Source organism: Klebsiella aerogenes KCTC 2190 (assembly GCF_000215745.1).
GTDB classification, from domain to species: Bacteria; Pseudomonadota; Gammaproteobacteria; order Enterobacterales; family Enterobacteriaceae; genus Klebsiella; species Klebsiella aerogenes.
This window is the reverse complement of the sequence record NC_015663.1, coordinates 4,570,204-4,596,617: the sequence shown is the minus strand read 5'-3', so window position 1 is coordinate 4,596,617 and position 26,414 is coordinate 4,570,204. Positions and strand designations below refer to the sequence as shown.

Annotated in this window: 21 protein-coding genes, 1 pseudogene and 1 other annotated feature; of the genes and pseudogenes, 13 read left to right on the top strand and 9 right to left on the bottom strand. The window is 53.9% G+C overall.

Translation table 11 applies throughout. The annotated features are described in order from the left end of the window. Positions 1 to 100 precede the first annotated feature (100 nt). From EAE_RS21695 to EAE_RS21685, 3 genes are read left to right on the top strand one after another with little or no spacing between them, the layout of a single operon-like run. Complete coding sequence (locus EAE_RS21695; protein ID WP_047057946.1) at positions 101 to 364, top strand: hypothetical protein; 264 nt, start codon at positions 101 to 103, stop codon at positions 362 to 364. Between the two features lie 37 nt (positions 365 to 401). Then, positions 402 to 752 (top strand): DUF3302 domain-containing protein, encoded by a 351-nt coding sequence (locus EAE_RS21690; RefSeq protein ID WP_015705750.1) that lies wholly within the window; start codon positions 402 to 404, stop codon positions 750 to 752. A gap of 9 nt (positions 753 to 761) precedes the next feature. Next, on the top strand, positions 762 to 1,898 hold the full coding sequence (locus EAE_RS21685; RefSeq protein ID WP_015705749.1) for an HlyD family secretion protein: 1,137 nt from the start codon (positions 762 to 764) through the stop codon (positions 1,896 to 1,898). A gap of 175 nt (positions 1,899 to 2,073) precedes the next feature. Here the strand turns inward: EAE_RS21685 and EAE_RS21680 are convergent, their stop codons facing one another. Next, entirely contained in the window at positions 2,074 to 3,021 is a 948-nt protein-coding gene (locus tag EAE_RS21680) for a quinone oxidoreductase family protein (RefSeq protein ID WP_015705748.1), read from the bottom strand. A gap of 75 nt (positions 3,022 to 3,096) precedes the next feature. Between EAE_RS21680 and EAE_RS21675 the strand changes: the two genes are divergently transcribed. Next, positions 3,097 to 3,552, top strand: a complete 456-nt coding sequence (locus tag EAE_RS21675) for a MarR family winged helix-turn-helix transcriptional regulator (protein ID WP_015705747.1) — start codon at positions 3,097 to 3,099, stop codon at positions 3,550 to 3,552. A gap of 30 nt (positions 3,553 to 3,582) precedes the next feature. Here EAE_RS21675 and trpA read toward each other — a convergent pair whose 3' ends face one another. The 5 genes from trpA to EAE_RS21650 are packed head-to-tail and all read right to left on the bottom strand — an operon-like array spanning position 3,583 to position 10,119. Then, complete coding sequence (gene trpA / locus EAE_RS21670) at positions 3,583 to 4,392, bottom strand: tryptophan synthase subunit alpha (protein ID WP_015705746.1); 810 nt, start codon at positions 4,390 to 4,392, stop codon at positions 3,583 to 3,585. Next, a complete protein-coding gene (gene trpB / locus EAE_RS21665; protein ID WP_015366207.1) occupies positions 4,392 to 5,585 on the bottom strand; it encodes a tryptophan synthase subunit beta in 1,194 nt (397 codons plus the stop codon). Before trpB ends, trpA begins: the two co-directional genes overlap by 1 nt. A gap of 14 nt (positions 5,586 to 5,599) precedes the next feature. Next, positions 5,600 to 6,958 (bottom strand): bifunctional indole-3-glycerol-phosphate synthase TrpC/phosphoribosylanthranilate isomerase TrpF, encoded by a 1,359-nt coding sequence (gene trpCF / locus EAE_RS21660; RefSeq protein WP_015705745.1) that lies wholly within the window; start codon positions 6,956 to 6,958, stop codon positions 5,600 to 5,602. A 3-nt stretch (positions 6,959 to 6,961) separates the two neighbouring features. Then, entirely contained in the window at positions 6,962 to 8,557 is a 1,596-nt protein-coding gene (gene trpD / locus EAE_RS21655; RefSeq protein ID WP_015366209.1) for a bifunctional anthranilate synthase glutamate amidotransferase component TrpG/anthranilate phosphoribosyltransferase TrpD, read from the bottom strand. Continuing rightward, the gene (locus EAE_RS21650) at positions 8,557 to 10,119 is read right to left on the bottom strand and encodes an anthranilate synthase component 1 (RefSeq protein ID WP_015366210.1); all 1,563 of its coding nucleotides are present in this window, start codon (positions 10,117 to 10,119) and stop codon (positions 8,557 to 8,559) included. The genes trpD and EAE_RS21650 overlap by 1 nt, the downstream gene beginning before the upstream one ends. A 35-nt stretch (positions 10,120 to 10,154) precedes the next feature. Continuing rightward, positions 10,155 to 10,250 (bottom strand) — a sequence feature (Trp leader region). A gap of 159 nt (positions 10,251 to 10,409) precedes the next feature. Here EAE_RS21650 and rnm point away from each other — a divergent pair. From rnm to EAE_RS21610, 8 genes are all read left to right on the top strand, one after another. Further along, positions 10,410 to 11,291, top strand: a complete 882-nt coding sequence (gene rnm / locus EAE_RS21645) for an RNase RNM (protein WP_015705744.1) — start codon at positions 10,410 to 10,412, stop codon at positions 11,289 to 11,291. Then, a complete protein-coding gene (locus EAE_RS21640; protein ID WP_015366212.1) occupies positions 11,288 to 11,908 on the top strand; it encodes an L-threonylcarbamoyladenylate synthase in 621 nt (206 codons plus the stop codon). Before rnm ends, EAE_RS21640 begins: the two co-directional genes overlap by 4 nt. Positions 11,909 to 12,150: 242 nt before the next feature. Further along, a complete protein-coding gene (locus tag EAE_RS21635) occupies positions 12,151 to 14,631 on the top strand; it encodes a bifunctional diguanylate cyclase/phosphodiesterase (RefSeq protein ID WP_015705743.1) in 2,481 nt (826 codons plus the stop codon). A gap of 27 nt (positions 14,632 to 14,658) precedes the next feature. Continuing rightward, positions 14,659 to 17,241, top strand: coding sequence for a bifunctional diguanylate cyclase/phosphodiesterase (locus EAE_RS21630; protein WP_015705742.1), 2,583 nt, complete (start codon positions 14,659 to 14,661; stop codon positions 17,239 to 17,241). 208 nt (positions 17,242 to 17,449) lie between these two features. Continuing rightward, positions 17,450 to 18,352: a 23S rRNA pseudouridine(2605) synthase RluB gene (gene rluB / locus EAE_RS21625; protein WP_015366215.1), complete on the top strand. Its 903-nt coding sequence runs from the start codon at positions 17,450 to 17,452 to the stop codon at positions 18,350 to 18,352. 175 nt (positions 18,353 to 18,527) lie between these two features. After that, positions 18,528 to 19,889 carry an MFS transporter gene (locus EAE_RS21620; RefSeq protein ID WP_015705741.1) on the top strand — a complete coding sequence of 454 codons (1,362 nt, stop codon included), beginning with the start codon at positions 18,528 to 18,530 and terminating at the stop codon, positions 19,887 to 19,889. 18 nt (positions 19,890 to 19,907) lie between these two features. Further along, the gene (locus EAE_RS21615; RefSeq protein WP_015705740.1) at positions 19,908 to 22,256 is read left to right on the top strand and encodes a beta-glucosidase family protein; all 2,349 of its coding nucleotides are present in this window, start codon (positions 19,908 to 19,910) and stop codon (positions 22,254 to 22,256) included. Between the two features lie 25 nt (positions 22,257 to 22,281). Then, a complete protein-coding gene (locus tag EAE_RS21610) occupies positions 22,282 to 23,256 on the top strand; it encodes a helix-turn-helix transcriptional regulator (RefSeq protein WP_015366218.1) in 975 nt (324 codons plus the stop codon). On the opposite strand, the gene cobO is transcribed toward EAE_RS21610, so the two are convergent. Both cobO and EAE_RS21600 read right to left on the bottom strand, forming a co-directional pair. Next, positions 23,228 to 23,818 carry a cob(I)yrinic acid a,c-diamide adenosyltransferase gene (cobO, locus tag EAE_RS21605; RefSeq protein ID WP_015366219.1) on the bottom strand — a complete coding sequence of 197 codons (591 nt, stop codon included), beginning with the start codon at positions 23,816 to 23,818 and terminating at the stop codon, positions 23,228 to 23,230. The two genes, EAE_RS21610 and cobO, sit on opposite strands and share 29 nt — an antisense overlap. Further along, the gene (locus EAE_RS21600) at positions 23,815 to 24,576 is read right to left on the bottom strand and encodes a YciK family oxidoreductase (RefSeq protein ID WP_015366220.1); all 762 of its coding nucleotides are present in this window, start codon (positions 24,574 to 24,576) and stop codon (positions 23,815 to 23,817) included. The genes cobO and EAE_RS21600 overlap by 4 nt, the downstream gene beginning before the upstream one ends. A gap of 251 nt (positions 24,577 to 24,827) precedes the next feature. Between EAE_RS21600 and sohB the strand changes: the two are divergent. Next, a pseudogene (sohB, locus tag EAE_RS21595) lies at positions 24,828 to 25,873 on the top strand (protease SohB). Between the two features lie 81 nt (positions 25,874 to 25,954). Here the strand turns inward: sohB and EAE_RS21590 are convergent. Beyond that, on the bottom strand, positions 25,955 to 26,206 hold the full coding sequence (locus tag EAE_RS21590; protein WP_015366222.1) for a YciN family protein: 252 nt from the start codon (positions 26,204 to 26,206) through the stop codon (positions 25,955 to 25,957). Positions 26,207 to 26,414: the final 208 nt, after the last annotated feature.

Genomic DNA, 26,414 nt, shown 5'->3' with positions numbered 1-26,414 from the left:
ATACATCTTTGCCGTCATTGTCATATGACTTCTGGCGAGTAGCTGGGTATTATTTGCGTGGATTATTTATTACAGCCGAAAAATATAGAGAAATAATTCGATGAAAATAACAACAATGGCTGCGTTATCTGCAATGTTGCTGCTGGCGGCGTGCGCTTCCAGCGTAACCGAAAAAGAAAAACATATTGAATATGACGATATTATCAAGGGACTATCGGTTTCGGCGGAAGAGATATTATACCGGAAAGATAAAAGTACTGATTTTTACCGTTATCAATATTTGGTCTATCAGTCGGAAAATGATTATTCCCGGCACAGCCGCACTATTACAGTGAGTGGCATTGCTAATTATAAAACAGCGTAGTTAGTACGGTTTACCTTTTTTATTACCAGGTGTTATTATGTTTCTCGACTACTTCGCCTTAGGCGTGTTAATTGCCGTGTTTTTAATTTTATTTTACGGCATTATTATTATTCATGATATTCCCTATTTATTGGCCAAGAAACGCCAGCATCCTCACCAGGATGCAATTCATGTCGCCGGCTGGGTGAGCCTGTTCACCCTACATGCGATTTGGCCGCTGTTGTGGATCTGGGCGACACTGTATCGCCCCGAGCGCGGGTGGGGAATGGCGCATAAATTCGAAGATAACGCCGAAATGCATCAGCGAATCAGGCAACTTGAAAGCGAGCTCAAGCGTCTGCAGGAACAACAGATAACTGTTACGACAAACTCGTCAAATAAACGCTGAGGCCAATGTATGGATTTACTCATTATTCTGAGCTATGTGGCATTGGCCTATGGCGTATTTAAAATTTTCCGTATCCCGGTTAATAAATGGACGGTGCCAACGGCAGTCCTTGGCGGCGTGTTTATTGTCGGCGCGCTAATTCTGACCATGAATTATAATCACCCGTATACCGACCGCGCGCAAAAAATAGCATTGTCGATTCCGATTGTGCCGCAGGTGTCGGGGGCCATCGTAGAAGTTACCGATAAAACGAATGTGTTATTACGCAAAGGCGAGGTGCTGTTTCGTCTTGATGATAGCCGTTATCGTGCGCGACTGAATAAACTGGAGGCGGATCTTAGTGCCGCCGAAGCGGATATCAGAACCCGGAAAGCGGCATTAAGTGAAGCCGCCGCCAACGTCCAGCAGATGACGGCGGAATATGAACGCGCCCGTCAGGATTATCAGCGCTATGCGAAAGGCGCGTCGATGCCGGTAAATCCTTTTTCCGAGCAGGATGTGAATCACGCCGAGCAGCAATATCAAGCGCAATCTGCGGCCCTGCGGGCGGCTAAAGCCCAGTATCAACAGCAGTTCGAAAGACTTTCGGCGCGTTTCAATGGCGAGGATGCGCAAATCGCCAGCCTGAAATCGCAGATTGCCGAGGCGCGTTATGACCTTGAACAGACGGTATTCCGCGCGCCCAGCGATGGTTATGTCACTCAGGTGCTGGCGCGTCCGGGAACCACGGCAGTTCGTCTGCCGTTCAAACCGGTGATGATTTTTATTCCGCAGCAGAAACGCCAGGTGGTGGCGGTATTTCGCCAGAACGCCATCCTGCGCCTGGAGCAGGGGGACGAGGCAGAGGTTGTGTTTAATGGCTTACCGGGGCAGGTGTATGCCGGCAAGGTCACAAAGGTACTGCCAACCATTCCCGACGGCAGTTACCAGGCGAGCGGCGCATTACAGGGTTTAAGCGCCACGCCTGGTCGGGAAGGGGTTTATGTGATGATTGACCTGGCGGCGAGCCGCGATCTTGCCCATTTACCGGATGGGGTCAGTGCCCAGGCGGCGGTGTATACCGACCATTTTGCCCACGTGTCGGTGATGCGTAAGGTGCTGTTACGGATGACCAGCTGGTTGCATTATCTGTATCTCGACCACTAAAAGCTGAAGTTGAATCAAAAAAAAGCCCGCGATAAACGCGGGCAAAAATACTGGAAGCAATGTGAGCAATGTCGTACCGAATACCTGAGTTGTTCACTCAACTATTCGGTAATGAGAAAGATAATATTTCTCATTTAAGATATCAACCCCAGAGTTTGTGCGGAGGCGCATTTTTTTAATCAAGGGTGAAAACCGTGCGTTTCTGGCTGTTATCACGCGGCCATGCCGCAGCGACATCGCGGAGCGGTAGCGGCGTGGTGGCGATGGTAAAATGACCGGGAACCGCCGCCTGCAGCATCTCCCCGGTTGCCGCCAGCAGTTGTGGCATGCTCAGGCTGCCGATGCCGCTACCCATGAGCTGTAGCGGCGCGGCGCGAAGCACCGCGCCATTTAATCTGATATCCGCTCCGGCAAGAGAACCCACCTGCACATAACGTACCGGCTTATCGCCGGGGGTATATTTCGCCAGTATAGGCAGCAGCAACTCTGCGCTGCGGCCCCACAAATAATCCACAACCACATCGATTTGCCCGGCGCTGGCGGTGGCAAACTGCGCATTTAGCGTCTGCTCATCGGCCGTTAAGTTAATGCATTCATCGGCTGCGAGGGCGGTCAGCGCTTGCGCATTGCGCCCGGTGGCAATGATTTTTTTCGCACCGAGGTAGCGGGCAATCTGCACCGCCAGCTGCCCGGCGCTGCCGGTGGCGCCGTTAATCAGTACCGTTTCGCCGGCCTGAAACTGCGCCCGTTTGACAAGCGCAGCCCAGGCAGACATGCCCGGATTGGCCATGGCCGCGGCGCTGATGTCATCAAGTGCATCCGGCAGCGGCAGGCAATTCTGCAGCGCGACCGGCGCGCGTTGCGCCATACTGCCGAACGGCGCGCTGGGGAAAGCAAAATAGACGCGCTGGCCGTCAGAGGTCATACCGACGCCATCGATACCGACGACAAACGGCAGCGTGCCGTCAAAACTATAATGACGTCCCGATGCCCGGCCCTTAACTACGTGGCTAATGGCGGCGGCGCGAACGTCGATCAGCGTGTGTCCGGCTGCAGGCTGCGGTTCGCTAAAATCGGCCCATATCGGGCCTTCGCTAAGATCAAATACCACGGCGGCTTTCATAACATTATCCCCTGATGATAATTATGTGTAATATGCACATATTCTTCAGGAGCACTATACGCGGTTAACTAATATATGCAAGATGCACATAATAATTACGACATCACCGACTTTCACGGCGCGCTGTTAGATATCATCAGCGTGATGAATCAACCGCTGCGCGATGAGCAGATATTACAGGCGGCAGGGGTACAGCTTGAACAGATGCTCTTCCCACTACTGGTGGCGGTAGGGCGCTATGGCCCGGTGGGGGTAGTTGAGCTGGCGGATCATTTAGGCCGCGATTACACCACCGTCAGCCGGCAGGTGAAAAAGCTCGAGGCTCAGGGCCTTGCCTGCAAGCAGGCCAATGCCAAAGACCGGCGGATTAGCGAGGTGACGCTTAGCGAAAAGGGGCAGCGGATGATCGACGCTATTGCCGTTGCGCGGCGGCGGTTAATGAATCAGGTGCTGGCTGGATGGTCAGAAGATGAGGTGCTGGCGCTGTTTCGCTTAACGCGAAAATACGCCAACAGCCTGCAGCGGAAATAGCCGCCCGGCGTGAGGCCGGGCGACAAAGGGTCAGGCGGTTTTGGTCGCTGCTTTCAAACTGCGCACGAAGGTTTTTAGCTCTGCGAGCATGTTCTGCGGCTGCTCAAGATTGCGCTCGATAATCTTGACGATGGCCGAGCCGGATATTGCCCCGGCGGCACCGGCGTCAATGGCGGCGGAAACCTGCTCCGGCGCCGAGATGCCAAAGCCCTGCAGCGGCGGCGCGGCGTTATATTCCGCCAGTTTTTCAATCAGATGATGTAGCGGCAGCGCGGCGCGGTTTTCCGCGCCTGTCACGCCAGCGCGCGATAGCAGGTAGGTATAGCCGCGGCCATAGGAGGCAATCTGGCGCAGTAAATCGTCATCGGCATTTGGCGGGCAGATGAAAATCGGCGCAATGTTATGACGCAGGGCGGCCTGGCGGAACGGGGCGGACTCTTCGACCGGCACGTCGGCGACCAGAACCGAATCCACGCCGACACGCGCGCATTCGGCGTAGAACTCATCAATCCCCGGGCTGAACACCAGGTTCGCGTACATCAAAAGGCCGATTGGGATTGTCGGATGCTTGTGGCGGATCGCCGCCAGCATTTCGAAGCACTGCGCCGGGGTGACGCCGGCGGCAAAAGCGCGCAATGTGGCACCCTGAATCGTCGGGCCGTCGGCCAGCGGGTCGGAGAAGGGGATCCCCAATTCCAGCGCATCGGCGCCGGCTTCAATCAGCGCATCGATGATTTTCAGCGACTGTTCCGGCCCCGGATCGCCGAGGGTGACGAAGGGAACAAAGGCGCCTTCCTGGCGGTTTTTTAACTGTGCAAATAGCGTCTCGTAACGTTCCATCAGATTTCCCCTCGCGCTTTCAAAATGTCGTGTACGGTGAAGATGTCTTTATCGCCGCGGCCAGACAGGTTAACCACCAGCAGCTGCTCTTTATCCGGATTCTCGCGCATCATCTTCAGCGCGTGCGCCAGAGCGTGCGACGACTCCAGCGCCGGAATAATGCCTTCATGGCGGGAGAGCGCTTTAAAGGCATCCAGCGCTTCGTTGTCGGTAATTGACACATACTCGGCGCGCCCGGTGCTGTTAAGGAACGCATGCTGCGGACCCACTGACGGGAAATCCAGCCCGGCGGAGATAGAATAAGATTCTTCGATCTGCCCGTCGGAAGTTTGCATCATCGGCGACTTCATGCCGAAGTAAATGCCGACGCGACCGTGCTTCAGCGGCGCGCCGTGCTCGCCGGTTTCGATACCGTGGCCGGCAGGCTCGACGCCAATCAGGCCAACGCGGGATTCATCAATGAAATCAGCGAACATGCCGATGGCGTTAGAACCACCGCCAACGCAGGCGATCACCGCGTCCGGCAGGCGTCCTTCTTTCTCAAGGATCTGCGCTTTGGTTTCTTCGCCGATCATGCGCTGGAATTCACGCACGATAGTCGGGAATGGATGCGGGCCAGCGGCAGTGCCGAGCATGTAGTGCGCCTTCTCGTAGCTGCCGGACCAGTCGCGCAGCGCTTCGTTACAGGCATCTTTCAGGGTGGCGGAACCGCTGTGCACTGGAATGACCTCCGCACCCATCAGGCGCATGCGGAAGACGTTCGGCGACTGGCGCTCGACGTCTTTGGCGCCCATATAGATGCGGCATTTCAGACCGAGCAGGGCGCTGGCCAGCGCCGAGGCGACGCCGTGTTGGCCGGCGCCGGTTTCGGCGATAATTTCCGTTTTGCCCATACGTTTGGCGAGTAGCGCCTGGCCCAGCACCTGGTTGGTTTTGTGCGCGCCGCCGTGGAGCAGATCTTCACGCTTGAGGTACAGCGTGGTGCGGGTGCCTTCGGTCAGATTGCGGCATTTGGTCAGCGCTGTCGGACGACCCGCGTAGTTTTTCAGCAGGTCGGTGAATTCAGCCTGAAACTCAGGATCTTTTTGCGCGCTGACGAAAGCTTCTTCCAGCTGGCGCAGGGCGGGCATCAGGATCTGCGGAACGTACATACCGCCGAATTCGCCGAAATACGGGTTCAGTAAAGTGCTCATTATTGCATTGCTCCTTAATATGCGCGCAGCGTCTGGAAAACGGCAGCCACCAGGCTTGCCTCTTTTATTCCCGGCTGCGACTCTACGCCTGAGTTGAAATCGAGTCCGGCACAGCCGCTTTTCGCGGCTTCTACGCAGTTATCGGCGCTGAGGCCGCCTGCCAGCATCACGTTACGTAGGTCCTGGCCCTGCAGCAGCGACCAGTCGAAGCGTTGACCGCTCCCGCCCTGACCGTTGTCAAAGACATATCTGGCCACATGATTGAGGTTACGCGGCGGCAGCGTTTCGCCGACGCTCAGCGCCTTCCAGATTTGGATCTGCTCCGGCAGCGCCGCGCGCAGGGCATCAATCCAGGCCTGGTCTTCGCTTCCATGAAGCTGGACCGCGGCGAGTTTCAATTTGGTCGCGCGGGTGACGACCTCTTCAACGGCTGCATCACGGAACACGCCAACGTAGCTAAGCGGCGCGGCGGCCATTACCGCCTGTGCCTGCTGGTCGTTAACGGCACGCGGCGAACTATCGACGAAAATCAGGCCGCCGTAGATGGCGCCCGCCTCCCAGGCGACTTGCGCATCCTGCGGACGAGTCAGGCCGCAGACCTTGTTCTCACCTAACAGCACGCGCTTCACCGCAGCGCTGAGATCCGGTTGCTCCATCAGCGCCGAGCCAATCAGGAAGCCGTTGGCGAAGTGGCTCAGTTCGCGGACTTCGCCATAGGTATGGATTCCGGATTCGCTGATCACGGTGACATCCGGGCCGAGGCGCGGCGCCAGTTGACGCGTGCGGTTCAGATCAATCGACATATCGCGCAGATCGCGGTTGTTAATGCCGACGACTTTGGCCTTCAGCGCAATCGCGCGCTCCAGCTCTTCTTCATTGCTGACCTCGGTCAGGACGCCCATATTGAGACTGTGGGCGACGGCGGCGAGCTGGCGATATTGATCATCATCGAGCACCGAAAGCATCAGCAGGCAGGCATCGGCCTGGTAGTAACGCGCGAGGTAAATCTGGTAAGGATCAATGGTGAAGTCTTTACACAGAATCGGCTGCGGCGCGACTTTGCTGACGATCGGCAGAAAATCAAAGCTGCCCTGAAAATATTTCTCATCGCACAGTACCGAAATTGCCGAGGCGTAGTGCTTATAAACCCCGGCGATGGTCGCCGGGTCGAAATCTTCACGAATCAGTCCCTTCGACGGCGACGCCTTTTTGCACTCGAGAATAAAAGCGGTGCGGGCGCCGGCCAGCGCATCGTAAAAATGGCGTTCGGACGGCACGATGTCATTCTGAAAACTGGCTAACGGTTGTTGTTGTTTGCGGGCTTCTACCCAAATCGCTTTGTCAGCAACGATTTTTGCTAAAACGGTCTGCATTATTTACCCTCTTGCCGCTAATGCGGTCACTCTGTCATAGGCCGCTCCGCTGTGCAGCACATCCAGCACCTGCCGGGCGTTGGCTTTCAGGTCTTCATGCCCGTGTAAACGCATCAACATGGCGACGTTGGCGGCGACGGCGGCTTCATGAGCGGCTTCACCTTTACCTTGTAGCAAGCGCGTGAGAATGTCACGGTTTTCTTCCGGCGTGCCGCCGGCCAGTTGATCCTGATGATATGGCGTCAGGCCGAAGTCGGCGGCGGTCAGCTGATAGCTTTGGATTTCGCCGTTATTGAGTTCGGCGACCACGGTCGGCGCATGCAACGAGACTTCGTCCATGCCGCCGCTGTGTACCACGGCGGCACGTTGATAACCGAGTACGCGCAAGGTTTCTGCAATCGGCAACACCAGTTCCGGGCTGTAGACGCCAATCAACGCCAGCGGCGGGTGCGCCGGATTGATAAGCGGCCCCAACACGTTAAACAAGGTGCGCGTTTTCAACTGCTGGCGGACCGGCATCGCGTGGCGGAAACCGGTGTGGTATTTCGGCGCGAACAGGAAGCAGACGCCCAGTTCATCCAGCGCGGCGCGCGATTTATCGGCATTCATATCCAGGTTGATGCCAAACGCGGCCAGCAGATCGGACGAGCCAGATTTACTGGAGACGCTGCGGTTACCGTGTTTCGCCACCTTTAAACCGCAGGCGGCGGCGACAAAGGCGCTGGCGGTTGAGATATTGATACTGTTGCTGCCATCGCCGCCGGTACCGACGATATCGGCAAACTGATAATCCGGGCGCGGGAACGGCGCGGCGTTTTCCAGCAGCGCGGTAGCGGCGCCGGCAATTTCCTGTGGTTGTTCGCCGCGCACTTTCATGCTTACCAGCGCGGCGGCCAGCTGTTCCGGCTTCACTTCGCCGCGCACGACGGCGGAAAACAGCACGTGGCTCTCCTGCTGGCTCAGCGTCTCGGCCTGGTACAGTTTTTCCAGAATCGGCTGTACGACATTGGTCTGCTCCAGTTTCTGCAGCGCCCATGCCAGCGTTTGCTCCAGCAGTAGCGCTCCCTGGGTAGTCAGAATCGATTCCGGATGGAACTGGAAGCCGCAGACGCGATCGGCGTCGTGGCGAACCGCCATCACCATACCGTTGAAATTGGCGTTAATGGTGAGCCCGGCCGGAATATTGCTGCCGACAAGAGAATGGTAGCGGGCCACCGGCAGCGGGTTGGCGAGACCGGCGAACATCGCCTGGCCGTCATGCTCAATGCTTGACGCTTTGCCGTGAAGGATTTCTCCCGCCTGGCCGACATAGCCGCCGTAGGCTTCCACGATGGCCTGGTGGCCGAGGCAGATACCGATAATCGGTAACTTGCCGCGCAGGCGGGTCAGCAGCTCGGGCATGCAGCCGGCTTCGCTTGGGGTTCCCGGCCCCGGAGAGAGCATCAGCACCGGATTATCCATGGTGCCGATACGTTCAATCAGCGATTGCGCCGGTACGGTATTACGATAAATAACCACGTTGTGGCCGTTAGCCCGCAGCTGGTCGGCGAGGTTATAGGTAAAGGAGTCGATATTATCGAGCAGCAGGATGTCGGCCATTAGAAAGTCTCCTTCGCGTGGTGGGCCTGAGCAATGGCGCGCAGCACGGCGCGAGCTTTATTACGGGTTTCATCCGCCTCGGATTGCGGAACGGAATCGAGCACGATACCGGCGCCCGCCTGCACGGTGGCAATGCCATCCTCAACGTAGGCTGAGCGGATCACGATGCAGGTATCGAGGTCGCCATGGGCGGTAAAGTAGCCGACCGCGCCGCCGTAGCTACCGCGACGCTTGCCTTCCGCGGCGGCGATTAGCTGCATGGCGCGAACTTTCGGCGCGCCGCTAAGGGTGCCCATATTCATGCAGGCGCGGTAGGCGTGCAGGACATCAAGGTCGCGGCGCAGTTCGCCGACCACGCGGGAAACCAGATGCATCACAAAAGAGTAGCGATCGACTTTGGTCAAATCTGCTACGTAGCGGCTACCCGGGGTACAGATGCGGGCCAGATCGTTACGGGCCAGGTCAACCAGCATCAGATGTTCAGAAAGCTCTTTGTGGTCGGTACGCATCTCCAGCTCAATACGGCTATCGAGATCGCGATCCAGTGAACCATCGGCGCGGCGGCCGCGAGGACGGGTGCCGGCAATGGGGTAGATCTCAATCTGGCGGCTGACGGCGTCGTATTTCAACGAGCTTTCCGGCGATGCGCCGAACAGGGTGAAATCGTTATCCTGCATAAAGAACATATACGGGCTGGGATTGCTCTTTTTCAGCACATCGTACGAGGCCAGCGGCGACGGGCAGGGAAGTGAGAAACGGCGCGACGGCACGACCTGGAAAATTTCGCCCGCGCGAATGGCGCGCTGCATTTTGCGCACCACGGCGCCGTACTCTTCATCGCTCTGATCGACGTCGCAGCGCATTTCGGCAACCGTCGTTACCGGCAGCGGCGCGGGCGGTTCATTTAACTGCTGGCGAAGCTGGGCGATACGTTGCAGAAGACGCTGTTTCTCATTCTCCAGCGGCGTGAACAGGCTCGCCTGAATGCGGGTGCTTTTGGTCTGGTGATCGATGACCAGCAGCGTCTCCGCCAGGTAGAAACAGTAATCCGGGCAGGCGGTATCGGTATTGAGCGGTGGTAAATCCTCAAAACCGGCCACCAGGTCGTAAGCGAACAGGCCGCCGAAGAACATCGCTTCGCGCTCGGCCTGCGGGACGCTGACCAAATCCTGTAACAGACGAAACGCATCGAACACCGATAACGAGCACAGGCGAGCGTCTTCATCCAGCAGGGCGCTAACCGGTGGGAAGGTGAGTACCCGGCTGTTCGGCTGGCGCAGATTCTCAATGCCGGACGGCAATGCGTTATCCAGCAGTTCAAGCAGCGCGGCACCGTTCGCTGAAAGCGCCTGGACAGTGACGGTATTGCCAAGAGCGGTAATGCGCAGGGCGCTATCGACCAGCAGCAGGCTTTTTAAATCGTCTTTACTATCGATGTCGGCCGATTCCAGCAGCAAGGTTGCCGGACGCGCGCCGCATAATTGATGGAATAACGCCGTCGGGTTTTCGCGATAGATGGCGTCGCTGGTGAGAAGCTCGAGCGCTGGTTTTGATGTTTGCATTATCATTCTCGCCTGTTCTGTTCATTATTTCGTTCAAAAAAAAGCCCGCTCAGTGGCGGGCCCGGTATCTGTTTGCTGAGTGCAAAACGCGATCACGCCGCCCGATTCCAGGAACGACGCCACCAGCTATGAAGAGTAATAATTTGCGCTTTCATCAGAGATACCCGTTGTGTGAACTTGCGTACTAGTTAACTAGTCCATGAAAATAAAGTCAACCCTTGTTTGCAGATTTTCTTTCTCAGTCGTTATCATAATGCGCTTATTTCAGTTCAGGTCCACCAGGAGCCATTTTGAGCGACACTAATTACGCGGTCATTTATGACCTGCACAGCCATACCGTCGCCTCCGATGGGCGATTGACTCCAGAAGAGCTGGTACATCGCGCGCATGAGATGCGGGTGGGGACGCTGGCAATCACCGATCATGATAGCGTGGCGGCCATTCCGGCAGCGCGTGCCGAAATTGCGCGGGCTGAACTGCCGCTCACGCTTATCACCGGGGTAGAAATTTCCACCCTGTGGGAAAACCACGAAATTCATATCGTCGGACTGAATATTGATATCGACCATTCGGCGATGACGCAACTGCTCTGTGAACAGAAAGCGCGGCGCAACCAGCGCGGGCAGATGATTGCCGAACGGTTGGAGAAAGCGCGTATCCCCGGTGCCTGGGAAGGGGCGTTAAAGCTCGCCGATGGCGGCGCGGTCACCCGCGGCCATTTTGCCCGCTTTTTAGTTGAAGCCGGCTTTGCGAGCAATATTGCCGATGTATTCAAAAAATATCTCGCCCGCGGGAAAACCGGATACGTTCCGCCGCAGTGGTGTACAATAAAACAAGCGATTGATGTCATTCATCATTCTGGCGGCAAAGCGGTGATCGCCCATCCGGGGCGTTACGATCTTTCTGCCAAATGGCTGAAACGGCTGTTGGCCCATTTTAGCGAGCAGGGCGGCGACGCGATGGAGGTCGCCCAATGCCAGCAGGCGCCGCATGAGCGCGCGCAGCTGGCGAGCTACGCGCAACAGTTTGGTTTGATGGCGTCGCAGGGTTCGGATTTCCACCAGCCTTGCCCGTGGATTGAACTGGGGCGCAAACTTTGGCTACCCGCTGGCGTGGAAGGGATCTGGCGCAGTTGGGAAGTGGCCGCTGAACAAATTGAGAGGGAAGTATGAGCCAGTTTTTCTATATCCATCCCGATAATCCGCAGGCGCGGTTGATTAATCAGGCGGTGGAAATTGTGCGTAAGGGCGGGGTTATCGTTTATCCAACGGACTCTGGCTATGCCCTGGGTTGCAAAATCGAAGATAAAGGGGCGATGGAGCGGATCTGCCGTATCCGTCAGTTGCCGGATGGCCACAATTTCACCCTGATGTGCCGCGATCTCTCCGAGTTATCGACCTACGCGTTTGTCGATAACGTGGCGTTTCGTCTTATCAAAAACAATACGCCGGGCAACTACACGTTCATTCTTAAGGGAACGAAAGAGGTGCCGCGCCGCCTGTTGCAAGAAAAGCGTAAAACCATTGGGATGCGCGTGCCGGCGAACCCTATCGCCCAGATGCTGCTGGAAACGCTTGGCGAACCGATGCTCTCGACATCGTTGATGCTGCCAGGTAATGAATTCACGGAGTCCGATCCGGAAGAGATTAAAGACCGTCTGGAGAAGGTGGTCGATCTGATTATTCACGGCGGTTATCTTGGCCAGCAGCCGACGACGGTTATCGACCTGACCGAAGACGCGCCGGTGGTGCTTCGTGAAGGCGTCGGTGATATCAAACCCTTCCAGTGATGCTTCTCGCGGGTGGCGTTTCACGCGTCGCCCGCGGCTTAAATTTATTTTAAAATCCTTTCCGCATTGAGTCGCTCCTTTCTTATTTATATTATTAGTCCGCTTACGATATCACTCACTGATATTGCTTCCAGAAAGAAATTCAACATTATGCATAAGCTGACTATTCAACCCTCTGACGCGTTTAAGAGGAAGAAAGTACTGTTAAATTTTTTCATGCTTTCTAGTGTTACCGTTAATATATGCCAAAGCTGACCCCAAATACCTATCCCATCACCCTGGTAAAAAGCGTGCTGGTGGTTTCACTGCTGGCGCTAATACTGATTATTATCAGTTTGACTGGCTTGTTTAACTATCAGTCGCGTCAGGTCAGTAGTGCCATTGATAAAAAAATCATTGGTTCTCAGTATGCGTTTATTCAGCATACACTTGAGGATGCCGTCGATCGCCCACGACAAATAACGAATCTATTTTTACAATATATTCAGGGCGAAAGTAACAACATCGATAAGGATACTTTAGTTCCTGAAATGGTGTATTTGACGGCGCGCGCGTTTAAAACTATGCCCGCCTTCCAGAGCCTGTCGTGGTTTGCGGAAAATGGCTCCAGTATTGCTGTTATTCGTGACAATCATAGTAATCAAATTTATTTACAACGAACCCAGCGTGATAATCATCACTCCCTGGTTAAATACAGCGGGTTAAGCCCGCAGACCAATATTGTCAACGTCAATAACGCGTTTAATGTTGCTGATTTACAGCAGTTTCGCCGCGCTCGCCAGCAAACGCAAGGTTTCTGGCAACGCTCTCTCTCTACCGGCAGTTTGATCATGAGCTGGAACCAGCCAGTGTACGATAAACAAGGCCGCTTCATCGGGGCGATCGCCAGCGGCGCCACACCTGCAGATATGACCGCTTATTTACAGAGTCTCCTGCCGGATAAAAGCTATGCTCTTCTGCTTATCGATGACAACAATCGCATTGTCGCGCGTTCCGGCAACCAACATAAATGGCAGCAGGACCGCCAATTGATAGCAAAGCTTACCTCGGCGCAGCCGTCGCCGACGTCATTTTCCTTGCGTACAGAGGACGAGTCTTTGTTGGCGATCGCCTTTAGCGTGCAGGACCGCCAACATCTGCTGAACTGGAAGGCGGTACTTATCGCGCCACAGCATGCGGAAATGGCGGAAATGAATAAACAGCGTCAACTTGTGACCTTCGCCACGACACTGTTTATTTTTATTCTGATATTGATTCTGATGATGATTATTTCTCATTTCACCGGCGCCTTAAAGGACGTTGCAGATAAAGTGCGTCTGGGGTTAATGCCGTGGAAGAAACCAACTAAACGCGTATTTCCGGAAATAGCATCGTTGGATGCAGCATTGAGCAACCTGTATGCAATTATTCCAGACACTTTCGAATCTAAACGCCGGAAGCTGGAAGAAGATAGCGAAACCGGTTTTTTAACCCGTAGCGGTTTACTGCATTGTGAGTCGCTGTACCGTCATCGCAATATGCTGGCGATGGTATACGTTAACAACTACAACTCGGTTAAGAATGTGCTCGGTACGACTCAGGCCCGACAGTTTATTCACCAGTTTACTTTACGCCTTCGCAAAATATTGCCTGAAGGGGCATTATGTTGTCGTGATCGAGAAGACTTGTTCATTATCGCTTTTGATGGCATGTATGCCGAAAAGGATGTCGACTGGTACAGCGCGCTACTTGCTTCTGTTTTTCGTATGTCTGCTTCTGATATGCCCGGCGAATCGCATATATTTACTGGCCATATTGGCATGTTGATTGAATCATTAACCCCAGAGAACATCGGCGAATGTCTGATGAATGTTAGTCTGGCTTTACAGCATGCCCAGATGGAGCGTAGCGGTACGAGTAAACTTTTCACGGCCGCCATGCGTGAAGAGGAAGTGAATAATCTGCGTCTGCATCAGGCGTTATGCGACGATCTCCATTCGGAAGGTTTCCATCTCGTTTTGCAGCCGATCGTTTCATTTGAATCGCAGCGGCCTTGTAAAGAAGGTGAATGCCTGATCCGCTGGCAATCAAATGTGTTGGGCTTCGTGCCGCCCGACAAATTTATCGCCCTTGCCGAGCACACCGGCATGATTGTGCCGTTAGGGAAATGGATAATTGAAACCGCCTGTCGTGAACTTGCCGCGTTTATCACGCGCGGCGCGCCGCGTGATTTTAAACTGCACGTCAATATCTCGGCAATTCAGCTTCAGCAACCTGATTTTGCTCAGCATCTGCTGGAATCAATTCACGCTAATGATTTGATGAACAGCAATATTTGTCTTGAAATCACCGAAAGCGTCTTGCTGCATGACACGTGGCGAATTGTCGAAATACTGGCTTATCTACGTCGTCTTAGCGTATGTATAGCGATTGATGATTTTGGTTCCGGTTATTCCAGCCTCTCGTATCTGCATTCGCTGCCATTTGATTGTCTGAAGATTGACCGCGGGTTTGTCAGCAATGTACTTAACGATAAAAAAAGCGAAGCGGTTATCGCCTCGGTGTTAATGTTGGCGCGAAGTTTTTCCGTGCCGCTGGTGGCCGAAGGCGTTGAAACGCGCGAAATGGCAGAAAAACTGCAGGAGATGGGCTGTGATTTGGCCCAGGGATATTATTATTCCCGGCCGAAAACGTTTGATAGTTTTGACGTCGCCAATGGGTTTTTCGTTGTTGAACCGGAATGATGAGATAGACCAACGGCGATAATAACGATGCAAATATTAAAAAAACAGCTTTCGGTCAACAGCTACCCGTTCACCCTAACTCAGGCCATCATATTTACCTTAGCCACGACAATTCTCGTCGTGCTGCTGACGACATATGCTTTTCTCTACTACGAAGGTTATGCTTTTTTTGATGAGGTGAGTGAGGATATTCTGCGTGCGAAAAGAGTCAATATCGAGGAAGTCATCCACGATTATATTGATGTTCCCGCGCAATCGAACGCGATACTAGTTCATGCGATCGGACGTCAATCCAGTACGGCGATCCCGGTTCGCAGCCTGATCGGCGAAATGGTCAATACCACCAATAACGTCTTCAGCAACAAACATTATCTGAATTTGGTCGGATTTGGCGCGGTCAATGGCGATTTTATTCAAGTGGCGCGCGGCCAGGCCGAGTCGAATGATTATCTTGCGGTAAAAGATGCGCAAACAGATCACCATCTTACGGCTTATAGTCACCTGACGGTGAATTCATTAGTAAAAGCGGTGCGTGCGGATTATCAAATAACGCAGCGCGAATGGTATGCGGCGGTTGCCAAAGACCAGCGTCCGCACTGGACAAAACCCTTTCGCGATTATGAATATGAAAATGAAATTGGCGTTGCGTTCAGCTCACCGGCATTCAATCGCCAGGGACAGTTTGTTGGCGTCGTCGCCAGCGAGTTGCACCTCAACGAACTAAATAAAAGCCTGGAAAAATTTAAACCCCATCCTGAAAGTATTCTGCTGATTGTTAATGAAAAAAATGAGCTCATTTCTTCATCAGTGCCATCATTGACGCGAAATATGCTGGCCGGGGGAAAACACTCACGGCTGAATCTACAAACGCTCGAAAACACTCATTTACCGGTTGTTGTGGCAGCCAGTCGCACGTTAAAAGCGAATCACCATACGGGATTGCAGTTTTTCAGTTCCGGCAAAGAAGAATATTATGTTGATGCTTTTCCAATCACCGACCGTGATGACATATTACACTGGACGGGGATTGTGATTAGCCCGGCGAGAATGATTACCCGTACCATCATTAAATATATAGCCATTACCATGATCATGCTGTTTGTCATTTTTGTACTTGGTCTGCTGGTGGTTTTCTATGGCCTGGCGAAGGTAGTAAAACCGCTGCGGGATATTGTCCGTAAAGCGGATCAGCTTGCGACGCACCGCTGGACGCCGCCAGATAATAAGCGTCATTTCCCGGAAATAGCCTCTCTGGAAACCACATTTATGGCGCTATCGCATAAGCTGGCAGAAAGTTTCGACGCCCAACGGCGTGAAATAGAGGAGGATAAAACCACCGGGTTATTCTCGCGGACAGGGTTACTGCGTCAGACATCGCTATATCAAGGTAGAAACCTGCTCGCGCTGGTGCATATCAGTAATATGAACGCTATTATCAATTCCTTAAGTACGGAGTATGGTGAAAAATTTATTAGCGATTATATTTTTCGCCTGCATAATTTACTGCCGACGAATACGCTGATTGCCCGCGATACAGTGGATAAGCTCATCGTGGTTTTTCCAGGACAAACTCAGCCAAAAGAGCGTCAGCGCTACAGAGAACTGCTCTCCTCACTATTTATCGACGTCAATAATGAAGCGTCTCCTACGGCAAGCAAATACGTTTATACCGGCAATATTGGCCTGGTGACGACTGAGATCCACGCAGAGAATATTGAACAAACGTTGCGTGAGGCATGGATTGCATTACGCCATGCGCAGAAACAGGGAAACGGCGTTGCGACGTTTTTCAGCGGCGAGATGCATGAGGCTGAGCTTTATAATATCCAACTCCATGAGCATCTTCATGATGCGATCCAGCAACATGAATTTCATCTGATGCTACAGCCAATTGTGGATTTGCAGGATCAAAGCGCTTTTCAGGAAGGAGAATGTTTGCTTCGCTGGTGCTCCGAAACGGTAGGCGAAATTCCTCCCGATCGTTTCCTCCCCCTGGCGGAAGAGAGCGGGTTGATAATCCCGCTGGGACGCTGGATTATTGAACAGGCCTGTCGGGAACTTTCCGCGATGATTCTCCGCGGGGCGCCGGCGAACTTTATTCTGCATATCAACGTATCGGCGATTCAACTCCTGCAACAGGATTTTGCCTGGCATTTAATGGATGCAATTTATCGTCATGGGCTGGTCGCGGGCAATATTTGTCTTGAGATAACCGAACGGTTATTGATGAATGATGCTGTGCGAATTAGCCGGATGATTGCTTATCTCCGCCGCCATGGTATTGCCGTCGCGCTGGATGATTTTGGCGTCAATTTATCCAGTTTGCCTTATTTACATACGCTGTCATTTGATAGCATCAAAATTGACCGCCGTCTGATTTGCCAATTTGCCGATGATGATAAAGCAGAATCGATGATTGCATCGCTGATTGTGCTGGCTCAGGGGTTTAAGGTACCCGTCGTTGCTGAGGGTATTGAAGATGAGGCGATAAAAAACCAGTTACGCGACCTCGGTTGCCAGAAAGCGCAAGGTTATCTGTTTGGTCACCCGGCGCCATTTGCCGACTTTCCCTTCCTGGCAAGTGCATTGACGGCGAGCGATAATCTATAGACAGAGAAATGTATCGCAGTGAAGCATTCATTTTGAAGTTAGTGTAGTATGTTCGCCCACGCAGGCGCGCGCGCTGTTTTACAGTGCTGACGAATGGCGCCTTAAAATGTGTAAAGTATTTATATAACAACAGGTTGGTGATTTTATATGGCCTGTTGTTGCCAAAGCATATCAGACGCCTGGGAAGGCGACACCTAAAGGAAGCTCTATGAGCGAGAAATTACAGAAAGTGCTGGCTCGTGCTGGCCATGGCTCCCGCCGCGAAATTGAAACTATCATCGAAGCTGGACGCGTCAGCGTGGATGGTAAGATCGCAACCCTCGGCGATCGTGTTGAAATCGTACCTGGTTTGAAAATCCGTATCGACGGTCATCTTATTTCGGTAAAAGAATCTGCCGAGCAAATTTGTCGGGTATTGGCCTATTACAAACCAGAAGGCGAACTCTGCACCCGTAACGATCCGGAAGGGCGCCCAACGGTTTTCGACCGTCTGCCGAAACTGCGCGGCGCGCGCTGGATTGCGGTAGGTCGCCTCGATGTGAACACCTGCGGCCTGCTGCTGTTTACCACCGATGGTGAACTGGCGAACCGTTTGATGCACCCAAGCCGCGAAGTTGAGCGTGAATACGCCGTCCGCGTTTTCGGCCAGGTCGATGAAGACAAACTGCGCCAGCTGGCGCGTGGCGTACAGTTAGAAGATGGCCCTGCAGCGTTTAAAACGATTAAGTTCACCGGCGGTGAAGGGATCAACCAATGGTATAACGTTACCTTGACCGAAGGGCGCAACCGCGAAGTGCGTCGCCTGTGGGAAGCCGTCGGCGTTCAGGTTAGCCGTCTTATCCGCGTACGCTACGGCGATATTCTGCTGCCGAAAGGCCTGCCGCGCGGCGGCTGGACTGAACTGGATCTGGCGCAAACCAACTATCTTCGTGAACTGGTGGAGCTGCCGGCGGAAACCGAAAGCAAAGTAGCGGTGGAGAAAGATCGCCGTCGTATGAAAGCGAATCAAATCCGCCGCGCCGTCAAGCGTCATAGCCAGACCAGCGGCAATCCTCGCCAGGGGAATAACGGCAACCGCCGTTCCAGCACCCGCAACAAGACTAACGGCTAATGCTGTACATTCCGGCGGGTTCCCGCCGGGATGCTCCTCTTTTCCCTCGCTTGTGACATTTTTCACACTTTCGCATAAAGACAAGAAACAGGAATTACGCAGACAAATAACGCAAAGTGATGTTATTAGCGTCGCCATATACTGTCGGCACTGATTACAAAACAGGTAGCCCGCAATGAGTACAACAACAAAGTTATCGGCAAGCTATGTGGTCATCGGCGTAAAAGAAAAGATAGGCTATGGCTTAGGCGATTTCGCCTCTAATTTATCGTTCGGTTTTGTCTCGTTATTCTTACTATTTTTTTATACTAATGTTTATGGCATCAGCGCGGTACAGGCGAGTCTGATCTTTGTGATTGCCCGGGTGATTGACGCAATTTTTAATATCCTGATTGGCTTTGCAATTGATAAAACGCAGAGTAAATATGGCAAATTGCGTCCCTGGCTATTATATGGTGCGATACCGTTAGGCTTTTTAACCGTGTTGTGTTTTGTGCCATTTGGTGGGGAAGCTAAACTTTATTTCGCGCTGGCCTCCTATACCATCTATTGCCTGGCCTATACGGCGGTTAACACACCTTATTCGGCATTGACCAACCGCTTGACGCAGCATGAGGCCTCGCGTTCGTCGCTGTCGGTATATCGCTTTGTGTTGGCTATTGTCGGGTATCTGATTGTTTCCACAACGGCAGACTGGCTGATTTCGCCCTTTAACGACAAACAAATAGGCTATGTCTTTGCCGTTTCCTGCTTTGCGCTGTTAGCGACTTTTATGTTTCTTGCCTGTTTTGGCATGACCAAAGAACGCGTTGGCGAAGAGGATAAAATGAATGCGCCGACGCTTCGCGAAATGTTCCGTGCGGTATTAGGTAATGCACCACTGATTCATCTTTCATTATTTACCGTGTTTTTCTATATCGCCTATACAGTCTGGATGGCGATCGCCATTTACTTTATTAAATACATTATCGGCAGCGAAGGGTTTACCGCTACTTTCTTCATGATTCAGTCTGGTGCTTATATTATTGGAACCATTATCTCTGAGAAAGTGATTGCGTTAATGGGGAAAAAGAAAATGGCGCTTCTGGCGTTGTTAATTGGCGTGCTGGGGGTACTGATGCAATATTTCATCGCTGGTAATAACCTGTGGCTGATAATGATCGGCGTGTGTCTTTACAGCATTACGCTTGGCATGGGCTTTGTCGCCATGTGGTCGATGATTGCCGACACCGTCGAATATGCTGAATGGCATCACGGTGTACGCTCTGAGGGGGCCATCTACGGTTTCTTTAACTTCATCACTAAAATTGCGATGGCGATTGGCGGCGGCTGCGCGGGCTGGATGCTGGATCTTTATCACTATGATGCGGGTAATGTGACCAGCGATGCGATTAATGGCATCAATATTCTGATGACGCTTTTCCCCGGCGCAATGTTCGCCATCAGCGCCATCTTCGTGGCCTGCTATGCGTTAGATGAAAATACCTATCGCGATATCGTGCAGAAAATCAGCCTGCGTAAGCAAAACGCGCTTTAACCTCAAGGAGTCAGAGAGATGAACAACGATTTTAGTACCGTTATCGCCGCCATGTCGGTAGAGGAAAAAGTGGCGCTGCTGACCGGCAGCGGCCTGTGGCGCACGGCATCGATGCCGCAGCACGGTATCCCCGATATCGTGATGACCGATGGTACCTACGGCGTGCGCTATAGCAGCGCGCAAATAGATGGCAATGAAAAGTGGAGCATGGATGACTTCATCTCGGTGATTACCCAAACCGCCGACCAGGCCAGCGCCGACGAGCCTGTCGCCAAGGGCGGCAGCGAAGCGTTGTTCAGCGCCTCGCTGCCGGCCACCTGTTTTCCGAATGGCTCCAGTCTGGCCTGTAGCTGGGATGTTGAACTGGTACGGGAGATGGGCGAAGCGCTGGGTCGCGAATGCCAACAGATGGGGGTGGGTATTCTATTGGGGCCGGGAATTAACATTCGGCGCACCCCGCTGGCTGGACGCGGCTATGAATACTATTCAGAGGACCCGGTCGTAAGTGGGGATATCGCCGCGGCGCTGATTAACGGCTTACAGGCCGAAGGCGTCGGCGCCAGCCTTAAACATTTTGCCGCCAATAACTCCGAGTATCGGCGTACCGAAATGGATTCGATTATTGAGGAGCGGGTGCTGCGTGAAATCTATCTCGCCGGATTTCAACGAGCGATCGCCAAATCCCAGCCCTGGACGGTGATGTCTTCTTATAATCGTCTTAATGGCGTTCAAACATCGCAGGATCCGTTCTTACTGACCCAGGTATTGCGTGATGAATGGGGGTATGACGGTCTGGTGATGTCCGACTGGTACGGTATTAAAGATCGCCCGGCATCGCTGCTTGCCGGCAATGACCTGGCAATGCCGGAAACCCGCCGGGACAAACAAACCCTGCTGGCGGCAATCTCCTGCGGGGAGGTACCGATGCCGGTGGTCGACCGGGCGTGTCTGCGGATGCTGGAACTGGTTGATAAAGTGCAACGACATCGCCGGCCGCACACGCGTGCTGACTTTGCCGCACATCATGCGTTATCGCAGCGTTTAGCGGCAGAATCCATCGTATTACTGAAAAATGAAGACAACCTGCTGCCGCTGAAGCCACACAAAACGCCGCGCATCGCGGTGATCGGTAAACCCGCTCAGGAGCCGGTTATTCAGGGCTCGGGTTGCGCCACTACGGTTCCCTATTTACTCGACCGTCCGCTGGATGAGATTTTCGATCTTGCCGGGGATGACTTTAAGGTCACGTGGGCGCCGGGCGCGCCAGACGACAATCAAAGCGACGAGCAGGCGCTGGCGCAGGCGCGTGACGTCGCCGGAGCCGCCGATGTGGCAGTGATTTTTGTCAGCACGGCGGTCGGTGAAGATGGCGAGAATGGCGATCGCCAGGATCTGAATATTCTTCCCGCGCACGAACAGCTGATCCGTGAGGTCGCCGGGGTACAGCCAAACGTGGTTGTGGTGTTGGCCAACAGCGATGCGGTGGTGATGCCATGGCTTGGCGAATGCCGGGCGCTGCTGGAAACCTTCTTTGCCGGACAGGGGATGGGGCGCGCCGTGGCTGAAATTCTCTTCGGTAAGCGGAACCCCTGCGGTAAGCTAACCGTCACGGTGCCAAATACTCTCGAAGAGACGCCTGCCTGGCTGCAGTATCCAGGGGAAAACCTGCGCCATCACTATGGCGAGGGCCTATTTGTCGGCTATCGCTATTACGATAAACGCCTTCTTTCGCCGCGTTTCCCGTTTGGCTTTGGCCTGAGCTATACCCAATTCAGCTATGCCAATCTTGCGCTTTCCGCATCGCGGCTTGCCGAAGGCGAAACCCTGCATGTCGCCTTTGATTTAACGAATATCGGCGATTGCGAGGGCAAGGAGATTGTACAGCTGTATGTTACGGCCCCGAAGGGGGAGCTGATCCGCGAGGTTCGCGCGCTGAAAGCCTTTAGCAAAGTGTCGTTGCTGGCAGGGGAAACGCGTCGCGTTGAGCTTGCGCTGCCCGTCGCTGATTTAGCCTGCTATCATCCGGGGCTGGCGGATTGGCTGGTGACCCCTGGGCAGTGGCAAATCTACGTGGGCGCCTCGTCTCGCGATCTTCCCTTAACGGCAAGCGTTGAGATTGATTGCCCTGCGCGCTACGTACCGCTGCGCGACGACAATTCTCTGCAGCAGCTTATTCAACAGCCGGAAGCCTTTGCCCGCGTGGTGGCGCTGATATCGGCGAAGAGCGGGGTAGCGCCTGACCTGGTACGTGAAAAGCTTATCCGCCTGGCGCCGGATCTGTTCTGTGGTTTGCTGATTGCATTGACTGAGTTCCTGGCGCTGGATATCGATCGCGACGAACTCAATGCCGTGCTGGCGGGTCATTAATCAACAAAAGTTCAGGAGGTACTCCGTGTTCCCGTTTTCAGTGACGCATCCCCGTCAGGTGACACAAAGCGGGCAGCCGGCGACCAATAGCGGCTACGAGCTGATCGCCTTCGACGCTGAGAAACTCAACGTCTTCGCCGCCGAGGTGCGCTACTGCGAACCTCACTGGCACCCGGCGCCGGAGCTTATCACCGTCCTGCATGGCGGTTTCACGCTGGCCGTCGGCCAGCGGGAGTGGCAATTGCGCGCGGGCGATATGTTGTATATCAACGCGGAGGAGGTGCATTCACTCAGCGCGGAGATGCCCGGTAGCCAACTGGTCACCGTGCAGTTTTCGCCAGGTCTGTTTGATGAAATGCATCCCTCTCCGCGGCTGGAGTGGTGTACCGCCGGGCGTATTGCGCAGAGCGTGGATTGGCAGGTGCGCCAGCGGTTAACGGCGCTGCTGCAACAGCTTGTCGATAACCGTACGCCATTCCAGCGTATCGCGGCGATATATTTGCTGCTTGATGCATTGGTGACGGCAGGAGAGCCTCAGGAGCGTGAGGAGAGCTCGCTACGCGAAGAGTCGATGATTAAAAAAGGCATTGATTATATTAATCTGCATTACGACCGGCCATTGACCTTGAGCGAAGTGGCAGAGCACAGCGGCATGAGCTATTCGTGGTTTTCCCGGCTGTTTAAGCGGGTGAGTCGTTACAACTTTAAAGAGTATCTGACCCTGGTGCGGCTGAATAAGGCTCGCAATCTACTGCGTGATACGCGTACGCCGATCACCGAAATCAGCCATAGCTGCGGTTTTCAGGAGCACAAATACCTGATCGCCGCCTTTAACAAATACTGCGGACTGACGCCGACCGAGTACCGCAAACGCTTTGTTTCGCGGCAAAACGTCCTCGACCAACAGCTGGCGCTCGGCGAGGACTGCGTATGCCTGCCATTAAACGGCCAACTGCTGGCGAGGCTGGCGGTTAGTAATCAATCCCCATCTGCGCTTTGACCCCGGCGTCAAAGGCGTGCTTTACCGGGCGTAGTTCGCTGACGGTGTCAGCTATCTCGATAATCTCGCGGTGGCAGCCGCGGCCGGTAATCATCACCGTTTGATGCGCTGGGCGGTTGCGCAGCGCCGTCAGCACCTCTTCCAGCGGCAGATAGTCGTAAGCCACCATGTAGGTCAGTTCATCCAGCAGTACCAGATCCAGGCTATCGTCGGCGAGCATTCGGCGCCCGTGCTGCCAGACATCGAGACAGGCGGCGGTATCGCTGTCGCGATTTTGCGTATCCCAGGTAAAGCCGGTGGCCATCACCTGGAACTCGACGCCGTGCGGCTCCAGCAAATTACGCTCACCGTTAGGCCAGGTACCTTTGATGAATTGCACCACGCCGGCTTTTTTACCGTGTCCAACCGCACGGGTGACGGTACCGAAGGCGGCGGTGGTTTTGCCTTTGCCGTTACCGGTAAATACCATGATCAACCCGCGTTCTTGCTGGGCGGCGGCGACCCGCGCATCGACTTTGTCTTTTACCCGCTGCTGGCGCTCGCGGTAGCGTTGATCGCTCATTGGGAGATCCCTGGTTTACGCCCCGGCTGGGCATCGAAGGTCATACCGGTTTTGCGCCGGCTATCATCGCCCATCAGCCATAAATAGACCGGCATGATATCGGCGGGGGTTTTCAGCTTTTGCGGATCTTCTGTCGGGAAGGCGCTGGCGCGCATTTTGGTACGCGTCCCGCCGGGATTAATACAATTTACCCGCAGATGACGGCTTTGGTACTCTTCGGCCAGGACCTGCATCATCCCTTCGGTAGCGAATTTAGAGGCCGCGTAGGCGCCCCAGTTGGCGCGGCCCTGGCGGCCAACGCTGGAAGAGGTAAACACCAGCGAGCCGGAATCGGACTTGAGTAATAAAGGAAGAAGCGCCTGGGTGAGCATAAACGTGCCGTTAACGTTTACCTGCATCACCTGCTGCCATACCTCAGGATCCTGCTGGTCCATCGGACAGACGTCGCCAAGCAGGCCGGCATTGTGCAGCACGCCGTCAAGGCGCGGGTAGTGAATCGCGATTTTCTGCGCCAGCTGCTGGCACTCCTGCGGCGTGCAGGTCAACAGGTCGAGGGTAAACCAGCGTGCCGCAATACCGCCAGCCTGTTCAATTTCTTGCGCGACGCCGCGCAGTTTTTCTTCATTGCGGCCAACCAGGACCACGCTTGCGCTGTAGCGCGCATAGGTGAGGGCGGCTTCACGGCCAATGCCGTCGCTGGCGCCGGTGACCAGAATGATACGGTCTTTAAGTAGGTGATATTGCGGTTGATAGTGCACGGCGACTCCTCTGCTGGCCTGCGTACGGCCATGTCTTATTCGGTATCTTACTTTTGCGCTTTATGCCTCAAACGATTGATGATTGCAATCAGTCAAAGGGAAACTCTTCGCAGAATTAATATCTTGCAACGATTTCATTGCGACAAAAAAAACGGGAATGCGCCTCGCAGCGCACGGAAAGCGCAGAGACTTGATGATAAAGGCTGATGTACACTGTGCGTCAACGTCAGTGCTTTACACAAGGTGAAAACGTGGAATTACTTGCTCAGTACGGCTTATTTTTAGCCAAGGCTGCGACTATCGTCGTCGCCATTGCGGTTATCGCCGCCATTATCGTTAATCTGACTCAGCGTAAGAAGCAGCGCGGCGAGCTGCGGGTAACGAATCTTAGCGAGCAATATAAGGAGATGAAAGAAGAGCTGGCGGTGGCGCTACTGGATGGCCCGCAGCAAAAACTCTGGCATAAAGCGCAGAAGAAAAACATAAGCAGGAAGCCAAAGAGGCCAAAGCGCGGGCAAAATTGGGTACCGCGGAACCCAGCGGCAAGGCGCGTGTCTGGGTGCTGGATTTCAAAGGCAGTATGGATGCTCACGAGGTAAGCGGCCTGCGCGAAGAAATTACGGCGGTGCTGGCTTCGGCGAAGGCGCGCGACCAGGTGGTGGTGCGTCTGGAAAGCCCTGGCGGGGTGGTTCACGGCTATGGCCTGGCGGCTTCGCAGCTGCAGCGCTTACGTGATAAACAAATCCCGCTAACGGTCGCGGTCGATAAGGTCGCTGCCAGCGGCGGCTATATGATGGCCTGCGTGGCGAACAAAATCGTCTGCGCGCCGTTTGCTATCCTTGGCTCGATTGGCGTAGTGGCGCAGATCCCCAACATCAATCGCTTCCTGAAAAACAAAGACATCGATATTGAACTCCATACCGCCGGGCAATATAAACGCACGTTAACCATGTTGGGCGAGAACACCGAGGAAGGTCGACAGAAGTTTCGCGACGATCTCAATGAAACCCATCAGCTTTTTAAAGATTTCGTCCATCAGATGCGCCCGTCGCTGGATATCGAAAAGGTGGCGACCGGCGAGCACTGGTACGGCGTGCAGGCGCTGGAAAAAGGGCTGGCGGATGCGGTACAAACCAGCGATGAACTCCTGTTGAGCATGATGGATAATCACGATGTGATTAGCGTGCGTTATCAGCAGCGTAAGAAATTGCTCGATCGCGTTACCGGGAGCGCGGCGGAAAGCGCTGACCGTCTATTGTTGCGCTGGTGGCAGCGTGGACAAAAACCGTTAATGTAATAAAAACAACGCGAGGCTGATACCTCGCGTTGTTGTTTCTGGCTGGCTTAAGCCGAGAGCCGGCCCATCAATGACTGGCGATTAATCAACCAGGTGATACTTATCTGACAACTCATGAGCGAGATACTTGAACATGTTAAATACGGCAGTGCTCTTCGCTGTCGGCAAACCTTGTTCATCAAGATAAAACTCGCCGCTGAACACCAAAACCCCGTTACGCTGAACGACGTTGGTGGCTTCAATTCCGGCTAACGTATCTTCATGATCGCGAATGAGTTGGTTGGCAATTTCAAGTAACGCCTGGCGTTCGATGGGTTGGGTTGTACCTTGCATAACGGACTCCTGTAGTTCTTCGCCGGTAGTCTACGCTGCGAGAGGGCAACGGGCAAATTTTCCATTGATTGTGCAGGGGTAATTGCAACTGGCTAAGAAACATCACTTTACTGGCGGAGTTAGCTTTTGCATGCTAATAAAGTTGCGTAACGAATTTTATCAGGTACAGTGTGACGCTTTCAGCGATCTGGCAACAGATTTGCTTGAC

What these genes read in the sequence shown, in the direction of transcription:
- EAE_RS21690 (WP_015705750.1), top strand. Translation starts at nt 402, where the DNA reads ATGTTTCTCGACTACTTCGCCTTAGGCGTGTTAATTGCCGTGTTTTTA.
- trpCF (WP_015705745.1), bottom strand. Translation starts at nt 6,958, where the DNA reads ATGCAGACCGTTTTAGCAAAAATCGTTGCTGACAAAGCGATTTGGGTA.
- rluB (WP_015366215.1), top strand. Translation starts at nt 17,450, where the DNA reads ATGAGCGAGAAATTACAGAAAGTGCTGGCTCGTGCTGGCCATGGCTCC.
- cobO (WP_015366219.1), bottom strand. Translation starts at nt 23,818, where the DNA reads ATGAGCGATCAACGCTACCGCGAGCGCCAGCAGCGGGTAAAAGACAAA.
- EAE_RS21620 (WP_015705741.1), top strand. Translation starts at nt 18,528, where the DNA reads ATGAGTACAACAACAAAGTTATCGGCAAGCTATGTGGTCATCGGCGTA.
- EAE_RS21695 (WP_047057946.1), top strand. Translation starts at nt 101, where the DNA reads ATGAAAATAACAACAATGGCTGCGTTATCTGCAATGTTGCTGCTGGCG.
- EAE_RS21680 (WP_015705748.1), bottom strand. Translation starts at nt 3,021, where the DNA reads ATGAAAGCCGCCGTGGTATTTGATCTTAGCGAAGGCCCGATATGGGCC.
- EAE_RS21650 (WP_015366210.1), bottom strand. Translation starts at nt 10,119, where the DNA reads ATGCAAACATCAAAACCAGCGCTCGAGCTTCTCACCAGCGACGCCATC.
- EAE_RS21630 (WP_015705742.1), top strand. Translation starts at nt 14,659, where the DNA reads ATGCAAATATTAAAAAAACAGCTTTCGGTCAACAGCTACCCGTTCACC.
- trpB (WP_015366207.1), bottom strand. Translation starts at nt 5,585, where the DNA reads ATGAGCACTTTACTGAACCCGTATTTCGGCGAATTCGGCGGTATGTAC.
- trpD (WP_015366209.1), bottom strand. Translation starts at nt 8,557, where the DNA reads ATGGCCGACATCCTGCTGCTCGATAATATCGACTCCTTTACCTATAAC.
- EAE_RS21685 (WP_015705749.1), top strand. Translation starts at nt 762, where the DNA reads ATGGATTTACTCATTATTCTGAGCTATGTGGCATTGGCCTATGGCGTA.
- EAE_RS21615 (WP_015705740.1), top strand. Translation starts at nt 19,908, where the DNA reads ATGAACAACGATTTTAGTACCGTTATCGCCGCCATGTCGGTAGAGGAA.
- EAE_RS21590 (WP_015366222.1), bottom strand. Translation starts at nt 26,206, where the DNA reads ATGCAAGGTACAACCCAACCCATCGAACGCCAGGCGTTACTTGAAATT.
- EAE_RS21635 (WP_015705743.1), top strand. Translation starts at nt 12,151, where the DNA reads ATGCCAAAGCTGACCCCAAATACCTATCCCATCACCCTGGTAAAAAGC.
- trpA (WP_015705746.1), bottom strand. Translation starts at nt 4,392, where the DNA reads ATGGAACGTTACGAGACGCTATTTGCACAGTTAAAAAACCGCCAGGAA.
- EAE_RS21675 (WP_015705747.1), top strand. Translation starts at nt 3,097, where the DNA reads ATGCAAGATGCACATAATAATTACGACATCACCGACTTTCACGGCGCG.
- EAE_RS21640 (WP_015366212.1), top strand. Translation starts at nt 11,288, where the DNA reads ATGAGCCAGTTTTTCTATATCCATCCCGATAATCCGCAGGCGCGGTTG.